Source organism: Flavobacterium sp. JAS (assembly GCF_020991455.1).
Taxonomy (GTDB): domain Bacteria; phylum Bacteroidota; class Bacteroidia; order Flavobacteriales; family Flavobacteriaceae; genus Flavobacterium.
Genome location: NZ_JAJMOX010000007.1, coordinates 40,257 through 62,321, shown reverse-complemented (window position 1 = coordinate 62,321; position 22,065 = coordinate 40,257). Strand labels below are relative to the sequence as shown.

Sequence of the window (22,065 nt, the reverse complement as noted above, 5' to 3'; positions counted from 1 at the left end):
TTAATTAAAATAAATGCTGTTAGTTGTTAATTTAAAAAATGAAATAAGAAGCTATTAAAATTGATTTTTCATATCAAAAATAGCTTCTTATTTTTTTATTTGGTTGTTAAGGGAACCAAGTTTGATTATTGTTTTATAAGTTTTACTGTTCTCTTATTGTAACCCAGAGTTACTTCAGCAAGATATATTCCCGGAAGTAAGTTGCTGCCTAATGTGATCGTTTGTCCGTAATCTGATTTTGTGGTACTAATTTTTCTTCCCAAAATATCAAATACGGTAATATGAATAGTTTGTGTAGTATCGCCTCCGGTTATGTTTAATTGAAATACAGTTTTTGTTGGGTTTGGAGCAACAATTATTGCGAAATCATTAGCTAGTTTTTCAAATTCAGTACTATTTAAGTTGTCTGTACTTTCGCAAGAACCCAGATAGCAACCGTGTGCCAAATGGTTTGCAACATCATTAGTAGCAATACAAAGGCTTTTATTGGATGTATGGCATATTGTTATTTTGTCTGTAGCACAGCGAACATCAATTACTGTTATTTGTTTTTCTATTGTAATATAGCATCCCAGTGCATCTGTAATTGTTACCGTATAATTATGTGCTCCAGTTGTTGATGGATTTACGGTGGCGCTTTGTGTTGTAGCTCCATTGCTCCATGAATAAGTGTAAGGTGCTATACCGTTTACAGGCAAAGAAGTCAGTGTTAGTGATGAAGGGCCATAGCCCAAATAAATAGTATTAGCTTTTCCTCCAGGATTTACAGCATAAACATCAGCAATGCTTGCAGTAATGGCATTGTTTATTGTAACCGTAGTTGTACTTGTTTTGGTATTTCCGGCATTGTCTGTAATAATCCATGTAATTGTCGAAACGCCTACATTAAAGGTACCGCTTGCATCCAGTCCGTTTCCGTTTCTGGTTGTTGTGCCGGTAATTTCGTAAGCAATAGTCTTAATAGTGCAGTTATCTGTGGCTGTTGCCAAAGGAATACTGTAATTGCCATTTGCATCATAACAAAGAGAAACCTGAGCAGTAGAAGTAACTGTTGGAGCTTCAGAATCTGTGACTTTAACAGTTTGTGTAGCCGTGCTGCTATTACCACTTTGATCCTCCGCTTTCCAGTTTACAATCGTAGAACCTACAGGAAATAGCGCAGGAGCATCATTTGTAATATTTACCATGCCGCAATTGTCAGTTACAATTGGATTGGTTAGCGTTAGCGTTTTACCGCATTGTCCAGGATCATTGTTTACTGTAACATCAATTGGTGTGGTGATAACAGGTTTTTCTTCGTCTTTGACTGTAACTGTAAAAGTTGAGGTTGTGCTATTGCATCCATCGGTTGCTGTCCAGGTAACTATAGTAACTCCTTTATTAAAAATTTTATTTGCTAATGAGCCGTTATCGGTAGCTGTAGTTGCTCCAGTAAGTGAATAATTGTAAGTAATGGAGCCACAGCTGTTTAAGGCGGTTATATCAAATTCATTGGTTTGGGCTGCGTAAGTGGATACGCCCGCATTAGTATTCTTGATAATATCTGACTTTACAGGGAGATAGAATGTAGGTTTAACCTGGCCGTTGAAAGAAAAGTCATCGATACCGATTAAAGGAGTTCCAGAGATTCTATTAGACCCATACCAGTATAAACGAAATGTAATAGGGGTTTTTATATTAGATAAAGGGCTCAGGTCATAGGTAAGTAATGTGGCTGCTGTTCCGGTAAAGGTTTGAGGTGCTGTGATATCATTGGTAAAACCATCTACACTGGATCTCATAACATATGTGCCTGGATCGGTTGTATTTCCTTTTCTAGCTGTAAATTTAAGGTTAGAAAAATCTATTTCATAACCACTGGCAGGTTGCAGCTTGAACTCAAAATATTGATTAGGGTCAAAAGAAGTAGCAGGATCTGATGTAGCTATTTTATTAGTCCATCCATTTAGTAGAACCCGGCCGCTAATTATGCCTGCGGTATTAAGGCCACCACTGCTGCCATAATAAAAATTGGGTGTTGTATTTCCATCAGTGGCGATGTTTGGATTGGTAGTGTTTCCGATGGTAACTGGCGAAGTAAAGTCAACATTACCAACGAAAGTATTACCCCAGATTTGTATTGGTGCACTGTTATTATTAAGTTCGAAAATCTTTATATCATCATGATAGGCAATACGGGTAAGCACATTATCGCTGGTAATCACATTTCCGTTTGCATCAGTTCCTGCTTCTCGGTACACACCCCATTTTAGGTAGCCCACATTTCCATTTTCTACATTTCCGGTGAAAGTGACAAAATTATTTCGATCCAGTACCAGGTTATAGTCCGATTGGTCGGGGAGTTTTGTATATATTTTTAAATATCCAGTGTTGTCCAGAGTCCATTTTACATCAATTCGGAAATGAATCCATTGATTAATATAAGGTCTGTAATCGGCTACCAGATCGTTTTGTTCCGTATAGTTACGGGTAACAATTGAATTTCGTTTAGTAAGAATTCTTACTGGAATCACTTGTCCATCAGACATTTTCAACTGAAAAATATTATCGCCATAAGCAGGATTAGCACTATTCCATTGTTCCCAATCTTTCAACAGTACACTGAATTCATAACGGCGTTCGTCTCCTGGTAAATGACGGTATTGTGCCACAGAAACAGCGTCTGATTCACTTCGGTATGCCTGATCGGAATAATAATCGGGATTGCCCAGAGTTACTTTGTGAGCAATGCCGTAATTACCCGTAGCACCTGGTGAAATCATATAAGCCGCGTCAGCAGCTGATGCATGGGTAGCAGTTATTCCTGTTATGCCCGAACTGGTAGTGCCGTCTTCGTAGTTGATATTGAGAATGGTATTGGTAACAATTGCAGGGAGTGGAGGAGGTGAAGCTATTAAAAAATTAGAATAACTGATGTCATCAATATATATTACAGGTGCTGATGATCCAGCTCCCACGTTAAGCAAATTCATTCCGCTAATACTAGTTCCTTCTGGCAGCAAACCTGTTCCCGGATCAGCATTGCTAAGCACTTTTACATCGTCAATCCAGATATCAAAAGTTCCAGCTGGAAGGTTATGTGTTGTTGGGGTTGTGCCGCTTCCAGTTACATATGATGTTGTGCTGGTACCGTTGTTCATGAAAAACTTCAGCTTATAAGCTTGGTTTTTATTAATTGTTGTTTGAGAAAGTCCGGTTGTTGTATAGTTTGGACTTGTAGCCGATGAGAGCCAATCAAGGCTAACAGCAGTGGAAGTAGGGGATAGTCGTAAGGCGGCAAATGTTTGTGGTACACTTATTCCGCTACCACTGGTAAAATTGCTGCCGTTACCAAAATACAATAAAAACTTGCCATTAGTTCCGGAGCTGATATTAATCATGCATTGAAAAGTTGCAACAGTAGTACCTGTAAAAGGAGCCAGGCCAAATTTTGCACCTGACACGGTAGTACCACTGGTCATTTTAAGTTCGGCTCCGGTGCCGCCAGCTAAATTAGAAGAGATCAGTTCAATAGGGCCTTCGGTGGTTGACGAAGCCCTAACAGCCGCATTACCACCGCCAGTCAATGGTGCGGGCAAATAAGCGGAACTATAATTAGTGGATGTGTATGGCGTTGCAGGAGCAGTGCCAAAGTCATATACCCAACTGGAATTTTGCGCTTTCGCTTCTAATAAAGCAAATACACAGAGCAAAGCAAGTAAACTTTTTTTCATAATTATAGAGGTTTTTTGGTTTAGTTAGTAAGTTTGCAATTTTATGGGTGGATTGTATTTACCAGCCACAAAAAAGTTTTTGGTTTTTCTATAAGCAATGTATTTTGATGTTCATGTTTAATTTAATAGGATTACAGTTTTTTAAATTTCAATTTTTTTGATTGTGGCATATCTTTTTAAAGCTTCCAGGTAGTAATAATCGGCATAATCAAGCGGCGTATCAATCTCTGAATTGTATAAAAAAGCACCAACGCTATGTTTTAATATGAAATAATTATTCTCACCCGGTTTTGCTAAATAAGCGTCTGATGAAAGAGATTTTAATATCTCCTCGGCATAATCAGCATATTTTTTTCCATCTTTTACCTGAGTACTTAAATCCAATAAAGCCGATGCTATAACCGCTGCTGCCGAAGCATCTCTTGGAGCCAGTTCTGCGGTATCTAAAGCATTATGAACATCAAAATCCCAAACCGGTACTTTGTCTTTTGGCATTCGGGGATGATTCATGATAAAAGAAGCAATATGTTCTGCCTGCTGTAAAAACTTTGGATTTTTGGTATTGGCATAACACATGGTATAACCGTATAATCCCCAAGCTTGCCCGCGTGCCCAAGCCGAATCGTCTGTAACGCCCTGATGTGTTCCTTTGCGCAATACTTTACCCGTTTTAGGATCATAATCTACCAAGTGATACGAACTATAATCTTTTCTAAAATGGTTTTTCATAGTAGTCAAAGCATGTGTACTGGCAGCATTTGTGTATTCTGGTTTATTAAATTCAAGTGCACTCCAATATAAATACTCCAGATTCATCATATTATCGATAATAACCGGATAATGCAACCAAGGGAAATCCCAGGAACGAATGGTTCCAACAGTTGGGCTAAAACGTGCATAAAGATTTGCGGCACCATCTGCCAATATTGGTAAATAAATTTTGTCTCTGGTAATTCTATAGGCATTTCCGTAAGAGCAATATAGCATGAAACCAACATCATGCGTATTTTTTATATTTCGAATAGAATCTAGTGCAAGCGTGAATTTTTTGGCTTCTTCGGCCAATGTTTTATCTCCGGTAAGTTCATAGCCATACCAAAGACTTCCGGGAAAGAAACCCGTAGTCCAATCTGTCAAGCCAGCCAGTCTTACAGTTCCATCAGGATTTACTGAGCGCGGATTCTTTCCGGGTTTATAAGTTTGAGCAGCTTTGTTTAATTGAAATTGAACTACTTCAGTTGTTTTTTTAAACCAAAGCAAAGATGGATCATCCTGAACAGGTTTAGCAAAAGCACTAAAAGTAATGGTCGTGAGAGCCAGAAATAAGTTGAAGGTTTTTTTCATCGTTTAATCGTTTATATGAATATTCGGTTTGGTTGAATATTTTATAAAGCGAATTTAAACGGGAGTTTGAAAATAGGCTTTCAGTTTTTATTATAAATGTTTTGAATTTGTGTAATGACCATATTTTAAGGGTATAATATTGTCATTTTAATTCTTATAATGCTGAAAATTGACAGTTATACTGTAGTATTGTTTTTTTTGTTTTTAATATGTTCCCGATGAGATATTCCCCAGTTAATCATTTCGGTGATAATAGGTCCAAATGATTTGCAGTAATCTGTAGATTCATAAAGGATCGGTATTATTGCATCTCTGTCTTCTGTTCTTTTGACAAGATTGTTGAGTTCCATATCTTTTAATTCTTTCGAAAGCATTCGTGAAGTAATTCCCGGAATGCTTTGCTGAATTTCTTTAAATCGGGTATTTCCATTACAGATAGAATTGATAATAGGCAATTTCCATTTACCACCTAAAACATATATAGTATCCTGAAGTGCACGAACTTCTTCTTGTTGATTTCTTGCCATTGGTAAATATTTTATACTAAGGTATAAAAACATTTTATAATTTTTTCCGATGTGAGTTGTCCACCATATAGGTCAGATAATAAAATATAAGTTATTCGTTTAGTAAGTAACTCAACTCAAATGAACTTCAACAACTTACATGGTTTAACTTTTTTTAAATTGGTATACTCAATGATACCGCTGAAAAAGTAATATGTTCTGCGTTTTAACTTTGTACCGTTAATTTAAAACATAGAAAATGGACAATTTAAAAAATAAAGTTGCAGTAATAACAGGCGGAAATAGCGGTATTGGTTACGCCACTGCAAAACAATTAAAAGAACAAGGAGTTACAGTTGTTATTACAGGAAGAAGAAAAGAAGCAATTGAAAAAGCAGCCTCAGAATTGGGTGTTACAGCTATTGTTGCAGATCAATCGAGTGTTTCGGATATTGATCGTTTAGCTTTAAAAGTCAAAGAAGATTTTGGACCAATTGATATTCTGTTTATCAATGCAGGAATTGCAGGATTAGGAACTATTGAGCAAGCGACAGAAGCTTTATATGATGATATTATGAATATAAACCTTAAAGGAGCGTATTTTACTTTAAGCAAATTTATTCCAATTTTGAAAGACGGAGCTTCGGTTGTGTTTCTTTCTTCTAATACGGCAAGTATGAGTGGGGCAGGTTCATCGATTTATTCTTCGAGCAAAACGGCTCTTAATGCTATAATGAAAATTGCAGCGCTTGAATTGGCTCCAAGAAAAATCAGAGTAAATTCGGTAAGTCCGGGCCCAACAGAAACGGAAGTAATGAAAAAAGTAGGTTTAGACGAAGAAACTGTAAAATCTATTATGGATGTTGTTGTTGACAGGATTCCACTAAAACAAATGGGAACTGCAGCCGATGTCGCTAAAATGGTTTCGTATATAAGCAGTGAAGCTGGTGTGTTTATAACCGGTGCTGATATTATTATGGATGGCGGAATGGTTTTGGCTTAAGCCGAAGTTTTAAGTGAGATGTTGAATGTGATTGTGTTTTCTGCGTCGAATTAGCTTTGATAATTACATAAAAAAGCTCCATTTACTAACCGATAAAGTTAGTAAATGGAGCAACTATTATTTTTTGAATGCAATATAAAATTGCTTTCGGAATTTATTTACGTACTGATTTGAAAGCAGCTCTTAATTCTTTGCTAAAGGTTTCAGGTTGTTCCCAGGCTGCAAAGTGACCTCCTTTTTCTAATTTATTGAAATAAACCAGATTTGGATATGCTTTTTCTGCCCAAGTATGTGGAGTTGTGTATATTTCATCAGGAAAAGCGCTTACTGCTACAGGGATTTTTACATTCTTTGGTGCAAAGAAAGCAAGTTTGTTTTCCCAATACAAACGAGAAGAAGAAACTGCGGTATTTGTTAACCAATACAACGTAATATTGTCCAGAATATCATCTTTAGTAAGACCTTCATTTTTTCCGGCAAAGGTACGCGAGATCAACTCCAGACTTCTTGCATCATGATCTAATATCCATGAAGCTAAACCAATAGGTGAATCCTCGATCGCATATAAGGTTTGAGGACGATTTCCCATTTCCTGAGCGTATGCAAGACCATGTTTGTAGAAAAAGGCAAGTTGTCCATAGGCTTTCTTTTCATCAGTTGAAAGGTTAGTAGGTTCAGGAGCACCACCAAAAGCAGCAGCATCAATTGAAGGAGGAACTGCGCCGGCCATATTTGTATGGATTGCAATAAGTTCTGGTGCAGCTTGTACGCCCATCATATCAGTAATAAGAGCACCCCAGTCACCACCTTGAGCTACAAATTTTTGATATCCAAGACGTTTCATTAAAGTTACCCACGTTTTTCCAACGCGCTCAGGACCCCAGCCTAATTCAGTTGGTTTGCCTGAAAATCCGTATCCGGGAATTGAAGGGATAATAACATCAAAAGCATCTTCGGCTTTTCCACCGTAAGCTGTTGGGTCAGTAAGCGGACCAATAATCTTAAGCTGCTCGATAATAGAGCCCGGCCATCCGTGAGTAATGATGATTGGCAAAGCGTTTTTATGTTTAGATTTTACCTGAATAAAATGGATATCAACTCCATCAATTGTAGTAATGAAATTAGGATAAGAATTGATTTTGTTTTCGATCTTGCGCCAGTCATAATCGTTTGCCCAATATTTGGCAAGTGATTGAATTGTCGCTTGTGGCACACCTTGCGTATTATCTGTAACAAGTTCTTTGTCTGGCCATTTTGTGTTTTGTATTCTACGTTTTAAATCGTCAAGCTGAACTTGTGTCGCATGATATTCAAAAGGACGAATAGACTCAGAAGCATTATTTGCGGCTTGTTTTTTCTGCGCCAAACCAGCTGTTACCATTAATAATAGTAAAGCGGTTGTCAGAATACCGGTAAAGCGTTGTTTGTATTGTTTAATTGTTTTCATTGTTTTTGGTTTTAAAAGAATATTGATTTTAAATTTCTGAGACAAAGGTATTTTGACAATCCAGTTGCTACAATCAGAGAATAGGTCAAACAGGCGAAGTGGGTAGTGAACTGGACAATTTAAAATCTGAAACTTTTGGGCTTAGAAAACAGAATCAAATTATTGGATAAGAAAAGAAATTGTCTTTATTATTAAATCTAATAAATTGGCCTTATGCTATATTTTTGTCTATAAGCTTTTGTAAAAGCGGTCCAATAAGTAGTATAGCGGGTATGACAAGAATATAAGCCATTCCCCATGATCTAAGCCAGACCTTCAAAAAGTTATCCGTAAAACCAAGGTTTATTGCAATCAGACTGAAAGAAATGATTCCTGTTGTAATAATACCCATGCTAAGTGCAAATGCAATTTTATTTTTCATAATTATTTAGATGTTATTAAAAGCACCACATTTATAAGATATGATGCTTTTAAATTGAATTAATAGTTTTGTTGCTGATACTATAAAATGTTACTTTCTGCTGATTTCTCTCAGATCAATGGATACTAATAATGGTTCAGGAAACAATGGAGTGTTATCTTCCTGTCTTACGTATACATTTCTTTTAGTAGCTATTTTAATGCCCTGAACATCGATATAATCAGATAAATAATGCGCAGCGGTAGCACCTCCGGCAATATCTACATTATAATCATGTCTTTTGATAAGGCCATCTTTGTCTATATAAAAAGTCTGCACGGGAGAATGCGTAGCTACTTCTTCCGGAAAGGTTACCTGAAGTCTTCTAAATACTTCCCCTTTTTCTTCCCACGGTTCCAATTCTTCTACTTTGTAACCTTCACCTGCAAAATTAAAGGGAGCATTAAAGTAGGTCCACATTGCATATCCGGTAAAATAAGCAAGTTGAAGACGGCTCCACGGAGTTTCTGTAGTGTATCCCGCAAAAGAGTCCCGCGGATTTGAAAGCTCTTCAAGGACTTCATCTTTACTATTCTTTACAGCAACGTGTCCTGCCGTAAATGCAGTATGCCAGTCTTCATTTAGAAATGGAGAGTGTGAAGTAAATTGTTTATTTGTGTTAGAGGTAACATAAATATCGTCTACTGATCCCGGATGTCCTACCATTGACCAAAGCACTCCATCGCAGATAAGTCTTGCTGAGACAGTCTCGAACTTATTAAAGTTCTCTGTGCCGCCGTGAGCTTTGATTGTCAATTCTAATAAATCATTTTTTGCTTTTTGTTTAGCTGCTTCCATTGTATTTGATTTTAAATTATTTTAAATTTCTGAAACAAAGGTATTTTGACTGTACAGCCAGTACATTCAAAATATAGGTTAAACAGACGAAGTGGATAGTGAACCTGACAATTGCAAACCCGAAATGTCTTGGGTCTGCAGCACTATAATAATGGAATCAAATTATGGGCAAAAAAGCATTTGCCTTTATCCTAAAGGGGGGAGTCTGAATGTGCGGATAAGTGAATTTTTAATATAAAGGTATTCTAATATAATACTGTTATTGTTTTAATATTCAGTTTATTAATGTTTGAAGATCTATTTGCAAAAATCATAAGAAAATACATTTGTAAAGTATTGTAAATAGCAGTTAGAATATCATTTAATATTGGTTATGATAGTATTAAGAGGTAATTTTACATTGTAATACTTATTCAATTCCTGGAATTCTATCTACAATAAGCAGTACGTTAGTCCCATCGCTTCCATCTATTTAATTTTAGAAAAATTGCCATTATTCTGACTGGTTAGATTTTTCAAGTTTGAGAATGTCCGTTTGGGCATCAACTTCGCCTGTTTGAGATATTTCTTGATTTTAAAAGGCTTGTTATCGGGATACTTTTGACCAAGAAATTAACTGATAAACAAATAATTTAAAATCAAAAACACAATGGAAACAATTCAAACAAACAAACGAAGCATTGCAAATATTTTTGCCGTAGGTGCTTTTATGTTGCTTACCACAACAGGTTTTGCACAAAAGAATTTGGAGAAAAGCAAAATAAATTCAGAAGCGATTCGTCCTTATCACATTAGTATTTCAGAAAAAGCAATTACAGAACTTCGTGAACGAGTAAATGCTACAAGATGGCCACAAAAAGAAACGGTAAAAGATCAATCTCAAGGAGTGAAATTAGAACAAATACAAGGTCTTGTAAAATATTGGGGAACGGATTATGACTGGCATAAAACAGAAACCAAGCTAAATGCTTTACCACAATTTATAACGAACATCGACGGATTAGATATTCAATTCATCCATGTAAAATCCAAACATAAAAATGCATTACCTATAATTATTACGCATGGTTGGCCGGGATCTTTCTTTGAACTTTTAAAAGTTATTGGCCCGCTAACAGACCCAATTGCTTATGGCGGAAAAGCCGAAGATGCTTTTGATGTGGTAATTCCTTCAATGCCCGGGTATGGTTTCTCAGAAAAACCTACAGGAACGGGTTGGGGAGTAGAAAAAATTGGAAGCGCTTGGGATGTATTAATGAAACGTTTAGGATACAAACATTATGTTTCGCAAGGTGGTGACTGGGGTTCTGTAATTGCAGATGCAATGGCGCGTCAGGCTCCTGAGGGATTGTTAGGTATTCATGTGAATATGCCTGCAACTGTGCCAGCAGATATTGCCAAAGCATTACAAGACGGAGATCCGGCACCTGCAGGATTATCAGTTAAAGAAAAAGCAGCTTTTAATTCGCTTAATAAATTATATACTCGAGGTGGAGGATATGCCGGAATGATGGTAACCCGTCCTCAAACTATCGGATACGGACTTACAGATTCACCAGTTGGTTTGGCTTCATTTTTCCTTGATAAATTCAATGATTGGACTTACAGCGGTGGTAATGCCGAAAAATCACTTACCAGAGACGAAATCCTTGACGATATATCGTTGTATTGGTTCACTAATACAGCCAATTCTTCGGCAAACTTATATTGGGAGAACAACAATAACAATTTTAATGTTGTCGAGCAAAAAACAAATGAAATCAAAATTTCGGTTGCTGTAACAGTATTTCCCGGAGAGATTTATCAGGCACCAAAAACATGGACTGAAAAAGCCTATAAAAACCTGATCTATTTCAACGAAGTAAATAAAGGAGGTCACTTTGCCTCTTGGGAAGAACCACAGCTTTTTACAGAAGAACTTCGTGCAGCTTTTAAATCATTAAGAAAATAATTTAAAAATCCTTGTGTGGCTTTTTAAACACATATAAACATAGATTTTAATTTTTAAGAAAGAGTAAAATAGAAAATTATAATTTCTTCACATAGCTATGTGAATTCACGCAAAGTGAAACGCCTTTTCAACATTAAGCAGAACTATGTTTCTATGTGTTAAAATAATAACACACAATTTAAACACAAACATTTATGAAAACAAATAAAAATTTAGGGTTATCAGCAATTGTCGTTTTACTTCTTATGGCTTTTGCTCCAAACAGCGCTTCGGCACAACAATCTGACATAAAGCGTACTGATTTACAAAAACATGATTTAAGCATTCCCGGAAGAGAAGCCGTTCAGGTAAAAATTGATTTTGGACCGCATACTGCTTTTGGAAAGCATTACCATCATGGTGAAGAAATCATTTATGTATTAGATGGCACATTAGAATATGAAGTAGAAGTAGAAGGAACTGTAACGCTAAAAGCGGGAGAAGTTTTGTTTATTCCTGCAGGAACAGTTCACTCAGCAAAAAATACGACCAATGCAAAAGCTTCTGAGTTGGCTACCTATGTAGTTGAAAAAGGGAAACCAATTTTAGTACTGAAAAAATAAAACCCTTTACAAATGAATATTAAGCGAATAACTTCGCCCGAAAGCCTGTCCATTTCAGGATTCAAGTTGTCCATTTGAGCTATTTTCTGATCGTCCAGGGATTGTAACCAAGATACCTTTGACGAAGAAATTAACTGATAATGAATTAGTTTAAAAATTAAGTACAATGAAAAATATAGAATCAAACCGAGTTTTAAAAGTGGCTGCAGTACAAATCAGCCCCGTTTTATACAGCCGTGAAGGTACTGTTGAAAAAGTAGTCAACAAGATATTAGAATTAGGAAAAAAAGGCGTTCAATTTGCCACATTTCCAGAAACAATTGTGCCTTATTATCCTTATTTCTCTTTTCTGCAAGCTCCGTTTGCAATGGCAAAAGAACACCAACGTTTATTAGAAGAATCTGTTACGATTCCGTCTGCAGCAACAGATGCAATAGGAAATGCGGCAAAAGAAGCAAATATGGTTGTTTCGATTGGCGTAAACGAGCGAGATGGAGGAACAATTTACAACACACAACTTCTTTTTGATGCAGATGGAACACTAATTCAACGCCGTCGCAAATTAACACCAACTTATCACGAAAAAATGGTTTGGGGACAAGGCGATGGTTCAGGATTGCGTGCAGTCGATAGTGCAGTTGGTCGTATAGGTCAGCTTGCTTGTTGGGAACATTACAATCCGCTTTTTAGATATGCATTAATTGCAGATGGAGAACAAATACATTCAGCTATGTATCCGGGTTCAATCTTTGGACCATTGTTTAGCGAGCAAACAGAAGTTAACGTTCGACAACACGCTCTTGAATCTGCTTGTTTTGTTGTTGTAGCGACCGGATGGTTAGATGCAGATCAACAAGCTCAGATTGCCAAAGATAGCAACGGACCAATTGGCCCTATTAGCGGAGGTTGTTTTACAGCTATTATAGGTCCTGACGGACAAATTATTGGTGAAGCCCTTAAATCTGGAGAAGGCGAAGTAATAGCCGATATAGACTTTGCACAAATAGATGCCCGTAAAAGACTTATGGATGCAAGCGGTCATTACAGTCGTCCTGAATTGCTAAGCTTACTTATTGACAGAACTCCAAAACCTCATGTTCACGAACAAACTGTTTTGCAAGACTAATTTTTGCAGAACAAACAAGAATCAAAAAAAAGAAAATACAAAATGAAAAATAAAGTAAAAATCATTGCTTATACATTAGGAGCAATACTATTCGCAGTTGTGTTTAGTGAAGTTACAGCACAAGAAAAAATTAAAACAGACGAGACAATTCGTCCTTATCGTATCAATATTTCCAATGCAGATTTAAAAGATCTTAAAGAACGCATTCAGGATACAAAATGGCCAGGTAAAGAAACCGTTGCCGATCAGTCTCAGGGAGCAAATCTTTCTAAAATGAAAGACTTAGTAAATTATTGGGGAACTAGTTATGACTGGAGAAAAGCCGAAGCTAAACTAAATGCTTATCCGCAGTTTGTGACTAAAATTGATGGTGTTGATATTCATTTCATTCACGTTCGTTCTAAAGAAGCAAATGCAATGCCTCTTATTCTAAGTCATGGATGGCCGGGATCTGTATTTGAATTTATGAATGTGATAGGACCACTTACTAATCCTGTCGCTTATGGCGGAAAAGCCGAAGATGCTTTTGATGTAATAATACCTTCTTTGCCAGGTTTTGGTTTTTCAGGTAAACCAACAGAAGCGGGATGGAATATTGATCGCATAGCAAAAGCTTGGGTAGTGCTAATGGATCGTTTAAAATACAAACATTATGTTGCTCAAGGTGGTGACTGGGGTGCAGGAATTGTCAATTCTATGGCTTTGCAGGCACCGGCAGGATTACTTGGTATTCATAGTAATTTACCGGCAACATTACCAACAGAAGGTGGTAAAGCACTTGCAAGCGCTATAGCACCAGAAGGATTTTCAGAAAAAGAACGTGCCGCTTTTACACATCTTAGTAAATCAATTAAGGAAGGTGATTTTACCTATAAAATGACAATGACCTCAAAACCACAAGCAGTTGGTTATGCTTTAAATGATTCTCCGGCAGGTCTTGCAGCATGGTTACTTTTACACCCGGGTTTTGCTAACTGGTCGTATGGTACAGATCCTAAGCAATCGCCAACAAAAGATCAGGTATTGGATGATATTTCATTGTACTGGCTTACCAATAGCGCAACTTCTGCAGCACGAATTTACTGGGAAAACAGAAACATCGAAATCGTTGGTTCAGCTTCAATGAAAACAGATCAGATCAAAATACCCGTAGCAATTACTGTATTTCCTCATGACGTTTTTACTTCACCAGAAACGTGGGCAAGAAAAGCGTTCAAAAACCTAATCTATTTTCATGAAGTAGACAGAGGTGGACACTTTGCAGCATGGGAACAACCAGAATTGTTTACAGCAGAACTTCGTTTGGCATTCAAATCTCTTCGATAATAACAGTACAAATTCAAAACAAATAAAAATTTAGAATCAAGTAAAAACAAATAATAAATTTAATTCAACAACAAAATGGAAACAAATAATTCAAAAGTGCTTTACACAGCTGTAACGCACACAACAGGCGGAAGAACAGGAGAATCTCGTAGTTCAGATGGTAAATTAGATATTAAACTTTCAAGCCCGGGATCTACAGGTCCGGGAACTAATCCGGAACAATTGTTTGCAGCAGGCTGGTCAGCTTGTTTTATTGGAGCGATTGGAAAAGCTGCAGCAAATTTAAATGTAAAAGTTCCTGCTGATCTTTATGTTAGTACAGAAATAGACTTAGTTTCAGGAGACGACGGATATTCATTACAAGCACGTTTAAATATTAGCTTGCCAGGTATAGATCCAGAAGTTGCCAAAGCTATCATACAAGGCGCATCAGAGACATGTCCTTATTCTAAAGCTATAAAAGGCAACGTTAAAACAGAGTATAATCTTATCTAAGAAATAAAAGCTCATCTAAAAGGTTCTGATCTCAATATAAAGATCAGAGCCTTTTTTGTTTTATTGAAGAAAGTAAGTTTTAAGACAGAACAATAAACTAATCTCAGACATTATATAAGCCTAAAACTTCAACTTTATGCCTGTCCATTTCAGTCTTTACTTTGTCCGTTTGAGCTGTTTTCTGATTGTATAAGAACCGTTATCGTAATACTTTTGATGAAGAAATTAACTAGTAATCAATTTATTATAAAATTAAAAACGATGAAAACAATATCCAAAATCAAAAGAAACATTATCAGAACAGTAGCTTCAAAAGTAGTTTTAATTGCCGTTTTAGTATTTACAGCTACACAAATCTCGGCTCAATCAGATAAACAAAACACAAAAAAAATTGAAGTAAGCAGTTCACTTGGAACCTTAAAACAAATCAACGCCGGATTATTAAACGTAGGATATACAGAGGCAGGACCTTCAAACGGAACTCCTGTAATTTTGCTTCACGGCTGGCCTTACGACATTCACAGTTATAATGAAGTCGTTCCCATTCTAGTTTCAAAAGGGTACAGAGTAATCACACCTTATTTAAGAGGATCAGGAACAACAACATTTCTTTCAAAAGATACTTTTAGAAACGGACAACAAGCTGCATTAGCCAGTGATATTATTGCTTTGATGGATGCACTTAAAATTGATAAAGCCATAATTGGTGGTTTTGACTGGGGCGCAAGAACAGCGGTTGTAATGGCGGCACTTTGGCCGGAACGTTTACAAGGATTAGTTTCGGTAAGTGGTTATCTGGTTGTAAATTTAGAAGCCAATTTAAAACCATTGCCTCCAAAAGCAGAACTTGGATGGTGGTATCAATATTATTTCGCTACCGAAAGAGGAAAATTAGGATATACACAAAACACTTATGAATTTAATAAACAGATTTGGCAATTGGCTTCTCCGTTATGGAAATTCGACAAAGCCACGTATGATCAAACTGCTCAATCTTTTGACAACCCTGATCACGTAGCAATTGTGATTCATAATTACAGATGGCGTCAATCGCTTGAAGCCGGAGAATCTAAATACGATAGCTTAGAGAAACGTCTTGCAACAAGACCAACAATTAAAGTACCGACGATTACAATAGGAAGCGATTTTGATGGCACTTACGCAGATGGAAAAGCGTACGCAGATAAATTTACAGGAAAATACGAACACAGAATTCTAAAAGGCATCGGACATAATGTACCGCAAGAAGATCCAAAAGCATTTGCGCAAGCAATAATTGATGTTGATGGTTTTAAGAATTAACACCAAATTACTCATCCTGCAAGGTTTTCAAAACCTTGTAGGTTTGATCTTAAGTCTGGAAAATCTAACTATTCCAAGCAAAATATACCTACAAGGTTTTGAAAATCTTGCAGGAATGCAAATAACACATTAAATATAAAATCATGAAAAAAATAAAATTATTACCGGTTTGGATTGCTTTATTTCTTCTGGCAGGAACGATGGCTTTTAGTCAAAATAATCCTGAGAAAAAAGAAACTAAAGGTTTTGCCTTATTAGAATTATACACTTCCGAAGGCTGTTCGAGTTGTCCTCCCGCAGATGAATTGATGGGAAGAATCCAAAACGAATATAAAGACAGCAATGTTTATGTTTTGGCTTATCACGTAGATTATTGGGACAAACAAGGCTGGAAAGACATTTTTAGTAATGCTGATTATACCAAAAGACAGTACGAGTATGCAAAATTTCTGGGTAAAGAACCTATTTACACACCACAAGTAATCGTAAACGGAAAAGCAGATTATATCGCCTCTCAGGAAACGGTTGTGAGAAATGCAATTAAAACGGCACTTTCTAAACCAGCTCTTACCGATTTATCACTAGAAGCTACTCAAAACAATAACAATCTGGCAGTGAATTATACTGTAGAAGGAACTTCAAGAAACAATCAATTATTGATTGCGGTGGTTCAAAAAACTGTCAAAAGCAATGTAAAAAGAGGGGAGAATGCACACCGTGTTTTATCACATTATCAAATTGTTCACCATCTTCATACAATAGATTTAAAAGATAAAAAAGGATCAGTTTCGATACATCTTCCAAAGGATTTCAACACAAATGATTTTGAAGTAATTGGATTTATTCAAGACAGTAAAACCGGAAGTATTTTAGGAGTCAACAGAGCAGATTTTAAGGCTTCTTCATTATAAAAATTAATAGAAAACAGAGTAATGAGAATGATTACTTTAAAGAATAGACTATTGGTTACTATTTGAAAAACAATCATTTTTAATACTTTATTTAAAGTTATAGTTTATATTTATAAAGGTAATTTATTTTGTGATGTAAAAATCAGAACGAAATAAATTGCCTTTTAAAATATCCTATCTTTGACAAAGCAAGAGCTAAAAAACAGATAAAAAATATGGAAAAAGTAAAAAGCTTTCACGTTTCCCGCAAGGTAATTTGGGGAAGTTCTATAGCATTAGCGATTCTTGCTTCGATACCTAAATTATTCGATACCGATTCGACACCTGGAGATATTGTCATTAATTCGTCGATTACGCTAATGTTCTCCGTTTTTATTTGGTATTATAATATTTACAGTCTGCCAAAATTTTCGGCACAGCGCACAAATAAAAGTCTATTTAACTGGAAGCTTTTATTGAGTGTATTATTAGGGATCGTGATTATGGTAATACTCGTAATTGGACATCAGGAACTTTTTCAAATCTCTAAAATGGATGCTCCAATTATGTTTGAATTGCGAGGGATTCTGATCAATTTGATTGTTTATATGTTTCTGCATTTGCTTTTTCAAAACTATCAAACGCAGCAAATGGGAATGGAATTAGAACGTACTCACGCTATAAATCTTGGCGCACAATATGAGCTTCTAAAACAGCAGGTTAATCCTCATTTCTTATTCAATAGCTTGAATACACTAAAATCAATGGTAGATATTCAGGATCCACAGAGTTCTGACTTTATTTTGAAGTTATCGGACTTTTATCGTTTTACCCTCGAAAGTCGTAAACTAGATTTAATTCCGCTTCGGGAAGAACTTCAAATTTTAGATTCGTATGTTTATTTATTGAAAGCCCGTTTTGAGGACGGATTTGTTCTCATAAACGAAGTAGATCAAAAACAATACGATTCGGCTATTCCGCCTTTTACTTTGCAATTATTAATTGAAAATTGCATCAAACATAATATTGTTTCTTTGGATAAACCTTTGCAGATTAATCTATATTCTGAAAATGATTTTCTGGTTATCGAAAATCATATACAACTGAAAAGAGGCGTGTTATCTACAGGCGTTGGTCTTGATAATATCAATCAGCGTTTTGCACATCTAATCCATAAAGAAATTGAAATTGACAAAACTGAAACTACTTTTAAAGTAAAAATACCAATGATCTATGACTATCATAATAATTGAAGATGAAGTAAAAACGGCCAAAGCTCTTGGCCAGCTTATTTTGAGTATCAGGCCCGATGCTCAAATTTTGTCGTATATACAAAGCATAGATGGCGCCGTGAGTTACCTTTTAGAAAATGATCAGCCAGATCTTATTTTCATGGATATTCAGTTGGCAGATGGCTTGTGTTTTGAGATTTTCAAAAACGTTGAGGTTTTATCGCCTGTAATTTTCTGTACTGCTTTTGATGATTATGCTATTGAGGCTTTCAAATCAAACGGAGTCGATTATGTATTGAAACCTTTTTCAAGAGAAAGTATTGCATCGGCAATTAAGAAAGTAGGCGAACTGAAGAATTTCTTTCAAAGGAATAAAAAAATGATGCCTGATTTCGAATATTTATTGACCAGAACAGGGGAGAATGCAGGAAAAAGCAGTTTTTTGGTCTTTAAAAACAATAAATATCAAACGGTTTTAACGGAGAATATTGCCTTTTTCTATATCAAAAATGAAACTCCAACGATTATGTCTTTTGACAAAACAGAATATCAAATTACACAATCTCTTGATGAGGTTCATAAGCTATTGTCTCCAACACAATTCTTTAGAATCAACAGACAATACTTGGTTAATTTCTCGGCTATCAGAGAAGCAGAACATTATTTTTCGCGCAAATTAATCATCAAATTGACAATTCCGACGGAAGAAAAATTACTGGTTGGAAAAGAGAAAGCAACTGCTTTTTTGAGTTGGTTAGAGAATAGATAAGATATTATTATCTACACAAATACAAAAGCTGATTTATTATAAATCAGCTTTTGTTGTTATAAGTATTTTTCCGGTAACGGTATTTTGAATAAAACCAATTAACTCAAAGTCTTTCGGATTTAAATTATTGGTTTTCAGGACAGTAACTTTTCCTTCTTTATTCGTTAATTCAAAAGAATTAAGCTGTCTTACAATCTGTATATGATGTAATGTATTGTCTTTGTTTTCACCTCGAATTACTTTCGAAGTGGCTTGTTTTTGAATTGTAGCCACAAACAAACTGGTGTTTTTCTCTAATAGATTGGTCTTAAAATGAATTTCTAAAGAATCTTTATCAGGTTTTGCTCTTAAGGCTAAATCTGCCGTTGTTTTGATTTCTAAAGCATCTGAAACTTTTCCGTTTAGCGCCGATTCATTATAACCTGCAAATTCTGTAGTTCCGTTAATGATAAATTGAGGCGTGTACATTATAAACAAGTGAAGCCAATCCTGATATTTTTGTTGTCGATTTGTAAATTCTTTCAAACTAAATTGATCGATCCATCCTAAACGATCCCAATAATCTACATGATACGCCAGGAGATAAATGTTTTTGTTACCAGCTTCGCGGTGGAGTTTCGCTATTAATTCATCGGCTGGGGGACAACTCGAACAGCCTTCTGAAGTAAAAAGTTCTACAACGGCGAAACCATTATTGTTAGAGATTTCCAGATTCGTTTTTTCAGATTTGGAGTTTCCCATTAATTCCTCCTGACTATCCGGAAACATGAAACAGTTGAGGAAAAAGAGACCGGAAAGTGCGATCGCTGCGAGTATTAAAAGAGTATTTTTCATAATGTTTTATTTTAAAAATTATTGATTAGCTGTTATTTTATTCAAAGGTAGAGTTGCAATTGGGCGTTAATAAGTAAAAAAGTGCCAACTGACCAGAATAGTAGTTGAATAGTCCAATTTTCGGTATAAATAAAATTGGCTTAGATTGAATCTTAGGACCAATTTTAGTTACAAATCAAAAATGCCCGAGATTAAGTTCTCAGGCATTTTTTGTAATTTCTAATTAGAGTAAAATTAGTCAACCACTATATTTTTGGTATAATTTGCAGTGTACAATTCTCTAAACATGGCATAAGTTACACTTACCATCGCAAAAGCAATTATAGCATCGATTGTAGCAGGAAAACCTAATACAACCAGTTTTGAGAAGAAGGCAAAAATGATATCAAAGAAAATACCTGCAAATACCCATTCTTTCAATCTTAGTAATTTGTTTGGAATTAATAATGTAATAACTCCTGACACTTTCATTACGCCAAGCAAATAAATAAAATGCTCGGGATAACCCAATTGCTGTGTAATTTTCCAAACCACAGGATTTGTTGTAAGTTCAAAAAAACCGCTGGCACCAAACCATAAAGAGGTTAGAATAATTCCTGTCCAATAAATAATTTTTGTTGTTTTTGTGTTCATGATTTTAAATTTTAAGTTGTTAAACAGTACAAAATTGCGTCAGACGCGATCAAAATCATACTGCTTTTTTACTGAAATGGACAATTTTAGATTTGAATCAGACATTATAAACTTTTAGCTTTTGTATAGAACAACCGTTTTGATCTGATGCCGATTCCGTAACTTTGAGGAATACTTTCTGAACGAATTAAATTCATAATTATAAGAATGGGAGCCAAAGAATTATTACAAGAACATATTGCCAAAACTGCTGTATTGACAGAAAAGGAATTCGATTACTTTTTTTCTCATTTTTCACCCATTTCTTTCAAGAAAGGACAAACTATTGTGAGTGCCGGAGATCATGTTGATTGCGAATATTTTGTGGTTTCGGGCTGTTTAAAAGCCTTTTATATAAATGATGATATAAAGATGTATATACTTCAGTTTGCAATGCCAACGTGGTGGACTTCTGATTATAATGCTTTATACAATCAAACGATCGCAACAATAAACATTGATTGTATTACTGATGCCGAAGTGCTTTGTCTTTCGAGTAATGACCGCGAGAAACTATGTGCAGAATTCCATCAAGTGGAACATTTTTTTCGCTGGCGAACCAATAAAGGATATATAGCATCGCAAAAAAGGCTTTTATCTTTTATGAATAACAATGTCAAAAAACGCTACGAAGAGCTTTTGGCATTATATCCTCAATTGTACAATCTTGTCCCAAAACATTTGATTGCTGCTTATTTGGGTGTTTCCAGAGAAACCTTAAGCCGATTACAGGCTCATAAGTAAAGAAGATTTTTGTCATGTTTGCGTTTAGTTTGTCATTTCGACGGAGGAGAAATCTCCGCAAGAAACTAACACAAGTATTTTTCCTAAATTGTCGAGCTACTTGCGAAGATTTCTCCTCCGTCGAAATGACAAGATTGGGTTCTGATTGCGAATGATGGGTTAAAATCCATCTCTACAATATATTTTGTTCCTTCGGAACTCTTCTGATTTAACCCCAAAATCAGAATGTGATCTAGGTCACGTAACCAATTTCTATATCCGCCGTTCCTTTGCATTGTACTTTTAAATACAATAAAAATGGAAACAACAAATTTTAAAATCGTAAGCTCAAATAGCAACGTAGAATGGACTGGTAAAAAAGTTACTGGTGCACATAATGGTACAATTGGTATCAAAGAAGGTAATTTCATCTTGAATGGTGGAAAGGTAAAAGGAGGTAATATCGTTATTAATACTTCTACAATAAAAATTCTGGACATTACAGATCCTGCAACAAACGAACAATTTGCAGGGCACCTTGCTTCAGATGATTTTTTCTCTATCGAAAAATTCCCAACCGCAACTTTTGATATTCTTTCCGTAAAAGAATTGTCAAGCAACACTTATTATCTTGAAGGTAATCTTACTATAAAAGATATTTCGCATGTTGTTGGTTTTGAAGCAAGCGTAGAGAATATTGAAAATGCAATTACACTTTCGGGTAAACTGGTAATTGATCGTACCAAATACGACATCAGATTCCGTTCAGGTAATTTCTTCAAAGACTTGGGAGATACATTGATTTACAATGATTTTGAATTGGATTTCAATATTTCTGCTAAAGCAATATAATTAGAACAAACTAAAAAATT

Annotated in this window: 21 protein-coding genes; 12 read left to right on the top strand and 9 right to left on the bottom strand. The window is 35.7% G+C overall.

What is annotated here, in order from left to right:
- Positions 1 to 125: 125 nt before the first annotated feature.
- The 3 genes from LPB88_RS11625 to LPB88_RS11615 form a co-directional block, all read right to left on the bottom strand.
- On the bottom strand, positions 126 to 3,713 hold the full coding sequence (locus LPB88_RS11625) for a heparin lyase I family protein (RefSeq protein ID WP_230715660.1): 3,588 nt from the start codon (positions 3,711 to 3,713) through the stop codon (positions 126 to 128).
- 141 nt (positions 3,714 to 3,854) lie between these two features.
- On the bottom strand, positions 3,855 to 5,057 hold the full coding sequence (locus tag LPB88_RS11620) for a glycoside hydrolase family 88 protein (protein ID WP_230715657.1): 1,203 nt from the start codon (positions 5,055 to 5,057) through the stop codon (positions 3,855 to 3,857).
- A 176-nt stretch (positions 5,058 to 5,233) separates the two neighbouring features.
- Entirely contained in the window at positions 5,234 to 5,584 is a 351-nt protein-coding gene (locus tag LPB88_RS11615; protein WP_230715656.1) for a helix-turn-helix domain-containing protein, read from the bottom strand.
- Between the two features lie 238 nt (positions 5,585 to 5,822).
- On the opposite strand from LPB88_RS11615, the gene LPB88_RS11610 reads away from it, so the two are divergent.
- Positions 5,823 to 6,566, top strand: a complete 744-nt coding sequence (locus tag LPB88_RS11610; RefSeq protein WP_230715654.1) for an SDR family oxidoreductase — start codon at positions 5,823 to 5,825, stop codon at positions 6,564 to 6,566.
- A gap of 154 nt (positions 6,567 to 6,720) precedes the next feature.
- Here the strand turns inward: LPB88_RS11610 and LPB88_RS11605 are convergent, their stop codons facing one another.
- The 3 genes from LPB88_RS11605 to LPB88_RS11595 all read right to left on the bottom strand — a co-directional run bounded on the left by LPB88_RS11605 (position 6,721) and on the right by LPB88_RS11595 (position 9,271).
- A complete protein-coding gene (locus LPB88_RS11605) occupies positions 6,721 to 8,013 on the bottom strand; it encodes an epoxide hydrolase family protein (protein WP_230715652.1) in 1,293 nt (430 codons plus the stop codon).
- Positions 8,014 to 8,224: 211 nt separating this feature from the next.
- Positions 8,225 to 8,434 (bottom strand): DUF2798 domain-containing protein, encoded by a 210-nt coding sequence (locus tag LPB88_RS11600; RefSeq protein ID WP_230715650.1) that lies wholly within the window; start codon positions 8,432 to 8,434, stop codon positions 8,225 to 8,227.
- Between the two features lie 90 nt (positions 8,435 to 8,524).
- On the bottom strand, positions 8,525 to 9,271 hold the full coding sequence (locus LPB88_RS11595; RefSeq protein WP_230715648.1) for a hypothetical protein: 747 nt from the start codon (positions 9,269 to 9,271) through the stop codon (positions 8,525 to 8,527).
- A gap of 649 nt (positions 9,272 to 9,920) precedes the next feature.
- On the opposite strand from LPB88_RS11595, the gene LPB88_RS11590 reads away from it, so the two are divergent.
- From LPB88_RS11590 to LPB88_RS11550, 9 genes are all read left to right on the top strand, one after another.
- Positions 9,921 to 11,222: an epoxide hydrolase family protein gene (locus LPB88_RS11590; protein WP_230715646.1), complete on the top strand. Its 1,302-nt coding sequence runs from the start codon at positions 9,921 to 9,923 to the stop codon at positions 11,220 to 11,222.
- 194 nt (positions 11,223 to 11,416) lie between these two features.
- Positions 11,417 to 11,824 (top strand): cupin domain-containing protein, encoded by a 408-nt coding sequence (locus LPB88_RS11585; protein WP_230715643.1) that lies wholly within the window; start codon positions 11,417 to 11,419, stop codon positions 11,822 to 11,824.
- Positions 11,825 to 11,990: 166 nt separating this feature from the next.
- On the top strand, positions 11,991 to 12,950 hold the full coding sequence (locus tag LPB88_RS11580) for a nitrilase-related carbon-nitrogen hydrolase (RefSeq protein ID WP_230715642.1): 960 nt from the start codon (positions 11,991 to 11,993) through the stop codon (positions 12,948 to 12,950).
- Between the two features lie 42 nt (positions 12,951 to 12,992).
- Positions 12,993 to 14,276, top strand: a complete 1,284-nt coding sequence (locus LPB88_RS11575) for an epoxide hydrolase family protein (RefSeq protein ID WP_230715640.1) — start codon at positions 12,993 to 12,995, stop codon at positions 14,274 to 14,276.
- A gap of 75 nt (positions 14,277 to 14,351) precedes the next feature.
- The gene (locus LPB88_RS11570) at positions 14,352 to 14,771 is read left to right on the top strand and encodes an organic hydroperoxide resistance protein (protein ID WP_230715638.1); all 420 of its coding nucleotides are present in this window, start codon (positions 14,352 to 14,354) and stop codon (positions 14,769 to 14,771) included.
- A 261-nt stretch (positions 14,772 to 15,032) separates the two neighbouring features.
- Positions 15,033 to 16,073: an alpha/beta fold hydrolase gene (locus LPB88_RS11565; protein WP_230715636.1), complete on the top strand. Its 1,041-nt coding sequence runs from the start codon at positions 15,033 to 15,035 to the stop codon at positions 16,071 to 16,073.
- A 143-nt stretch (positions 16,074 to 16,216) separates the two neighbouring features.
- Positions 16,217 to 16,984 (top strand): thioredoxin family protein, encoded by a 768-nt coding sequence (locus LPB88_RS11560; protein ID WP_230715634.1) that lies wholly within the window; start codon positions 16,217 to 16,219, stop codon positions 16,982 to 16,984.
- A 215-nt stretch (positions 16,985 to 17,199) separates the two neighbouring features.
- Positions 17,200 to 18,216 (top strand): sensor histidine kinase, encoded by a 1,017-nt coding sequence (locus tag LPB88_RS11555; RefSeq protein WP_230715632.1) that lies wholly within the window; start codon positions 17,200 to 17,202, stop codon positions 18,214 to 18,216.
- Complete coding sequence (locus tag LPB88_RS11550) at positions 18,197 to 18,964, top strand: LytTR family DNA-binding domain-containing protein (RefSeq protein WP_230715630.1); 768 nt, start codon at positions 18,197 to 18,199, stop codon at positions 18,962 to 18,964. Before LPB88_RS11555 ends, LPB88_RS11550 begins: the two co-directional genes overlap by 20 nt.
- 36 nt (positions 18,965 to 19,000) lie before the next feature.
- Here the strand turns inward: LPB88_RS11550 and LPB88_RS11545 are convergent, their stop codons facing one another.
- Positions 19,001 to 19,798 (bottom strand): thioredoxin family protein, encoded by a 798-nt coding sequence (locus LPB88_RS11545; protein ID WP_230715628.1) that lies wholly within the window; start codon positions 19,796 to 19,798, stop codon positions 19,001 to 19,003.
- 234 nt (positions 19,799 to 20,032) lie between these two features.
- Positions 20,033 to 20,431: a DoxX family protein gene (locus LPB88_RS11540; protein ID WP_230715626.1), complete on the bottom strand. Its 399-nt coding sequence runs from the start codon at positions 20,429 to 20,431 to the stop codon at positions 20,033 to 20,035.
- Positions 20,432 to 20,638: 207 nt separating this feature from the next.
- Here LPB88_RS11540 and LPB88_RS11535 point away from each other — a divergent pair, with 207 nt between their 5' ends.
- The gene (locus LPB88_RS11535) at positions 20,639 to 21,214 is read left to right on the top strand and encodes a Crp/Fnr family transcriptional regulator (protein ID WP_230715624.1); all 576 of its coding nucleotides are present in this window, start codon (positions 20,639 to 20,641) and stop codon (positions 21,212 to 21,214) included.
- A gap of 83 nt (positions 21,215 to 21,297) precedes the next feature.
- Here the strand turns inward: LPB88_RS11535 and LPB88_RS11530 are convergent, their stop codons facing one another.
- Positions 21,298 to 21,489: a hypothetical protein gene (locus LPB88_RS11530; RefSeq protein WP_230715622.1), complete on the bottom strand. Its 192-nt coding sequence runs from the start codon at positions 21,487 to 21,489 to the stop codon at positions 21,298 to 21,300.
- A 22-nt stretch (positions 21,490 to 21,511) separates the two neighbouring features.
- Here LPB88_RS11530 and LPB88_RS11525 point away from each other — a divergent pair, with 22 nt between their 5' ends.
- The gene (locus LPB88_RS11525; protein WP_230715620.1) at positions 21,512 to 22,045 is read left to right on the top strand and encodes a YceI family protein; all 534 of its coding nucleotides are present in this window, start codon (positions 21,512 to 21,514) and stop codon (positions 22,043 to 22,045) included.
- Positions 22,046 to 22,065 lie beyond the last annotated feature (20 nt).

Coding starts and splice junctions, on each gene's coding strand:
- LPB88_RS11625 (WP_230715660.1), bottom strand. CDS start 3,713: ATGAAAAAAAGTTTACTTGCTTTGCTCTGTGTATTTGCTTTATTAGAA.
- LPB88_RS11620 (WP_230715657.1), bottom strand. CDS start 5,057: ATGAAAAAAACCTTCAACTTATTTCTGGCTCTCACGACCATTACTTTT.
- LPB88_RS11615 (WP_230715656.1), bottom strand. CDS start 5,584: ATGGCAAGAAATCAACAAGAAGAAGTTCGTGCACTTCAGGATACTATA.
- LPB88_RS11610 (WP_230715654.1), top strand. CDS start 5,823: ATGGACAATTTAAAAAATAAAGTTGCAGTAATAACAGGCGGAAATAGC.
- LPB88_RS11605 (WP_230715652.1), bottom strand. CDS start 8,013: ATGAAAACAATTAAACAATACAAACAACGCTTTACCGGTATTCTGACA.
- LPB88_RS11600 (WP_230715650.1), bottom strand. CDS start 8,434: ATGAAAAATAAAATTGCATTTGCACTTAGCATGGGTATTATTACAACA.
- LPB88_RS11595 (WP_230715648.1), bottom strand. CDS start 9,271: ATGGAAGCAGCTAAACAAAAAGCAAAAAATGATTTATTAGAATTGACA.
- LPB88_RS11590 (WP_230715646.1), top strand. CDS start 9,921: ATGGAAACAATTCAAACAAACAAACGAAGCATTGCAAATATTTTTGCC.
- LPB88_RS11585 (WP_230715643.1), top strand. CDS start 11,417: ATGAAAACAAATAAAAATTTAGGGTTATCAGCAATTGTCGTTTTACTT.
- LPB88_RS11580 (WP_230715642.1), top strand. CDS start 11,991: ATGAAAAATATAGAATCAAACCGAGTTTTAAAAGTGGCTGCAGTACAA.
- LPB88_RS11575 (WP_230715640.1), top strand. CDS start 12,993: ATGAAAAATAAAGTAAAAATCATTGCTTATACATTAGGAGCAATACTA.
- LPB88_RS11570 (WP_230715638.1), top strand. CDS start 14,352: ATGGAAACAAATAATTCAAAAGTGCTTTACACAGCTGTAACGCACACA.
- LPB88_RS11565 (WP_230715636.1), top strand. CDS start 15,033: ATGAAAACAATATCCAAAATCAAAAGAAACATTATCAGAACAGTAGCT.
- LPB88_RS11560 (WP_230715634.1), top strand. CDS start 16,217: ATGAAAAAAATAAAATTATTACCGGTTTGGATTGCTTTATTTCTTCTG.
- LPB88_RS11555 (WP_230715632.1), top strand. CDS start 17,200: ATGGAAAAAGTAAAAAGCTTTCACGTTTCCCGCAAGGTAATTTGGGGA.
- LPB88_RS11550 (WP_230715630.1), top strand. CDS start 18,197: ATGACTATCATAATAATTGAAGATGAAGTAAAAACGGCCAAAGCTCTT.
- LPB88_RS11545 (WP_230715628.1), bottom strand. CDS start 19,798: ATGAAAAATACTCTTTTAATACTCGCAGCGATCGCACTTTCCGGTCTC.
- LPB88_RS11540 (WP_230715626.1), bottom strand. CDS start 20,431: ATGAACACAAAAACAACAAAAATTATTTATTGGACAGGAATTATTCTA.
- LPB88_RS11535 (WP_230715624.1), top strand. CDS start 20,639: ATGGGAGCCAAAGAATTATTACAAGAACATATTGCCAAAACTGCTGTA.
- LPB88_RS11530 (WP_230715622.1), bottom strand. CDS start 21,489: ATGCAAAGGAACGGCGGATATAGAAATTGGTTACGTGACCTAGATCAC.
- LPB88_RS11525 (WP_230715620.1), top strand. CDS start 21,512: ATGGAAACAACAAATTTTAAAATCGTAAGCTCAAATAGCAACGTAGAA.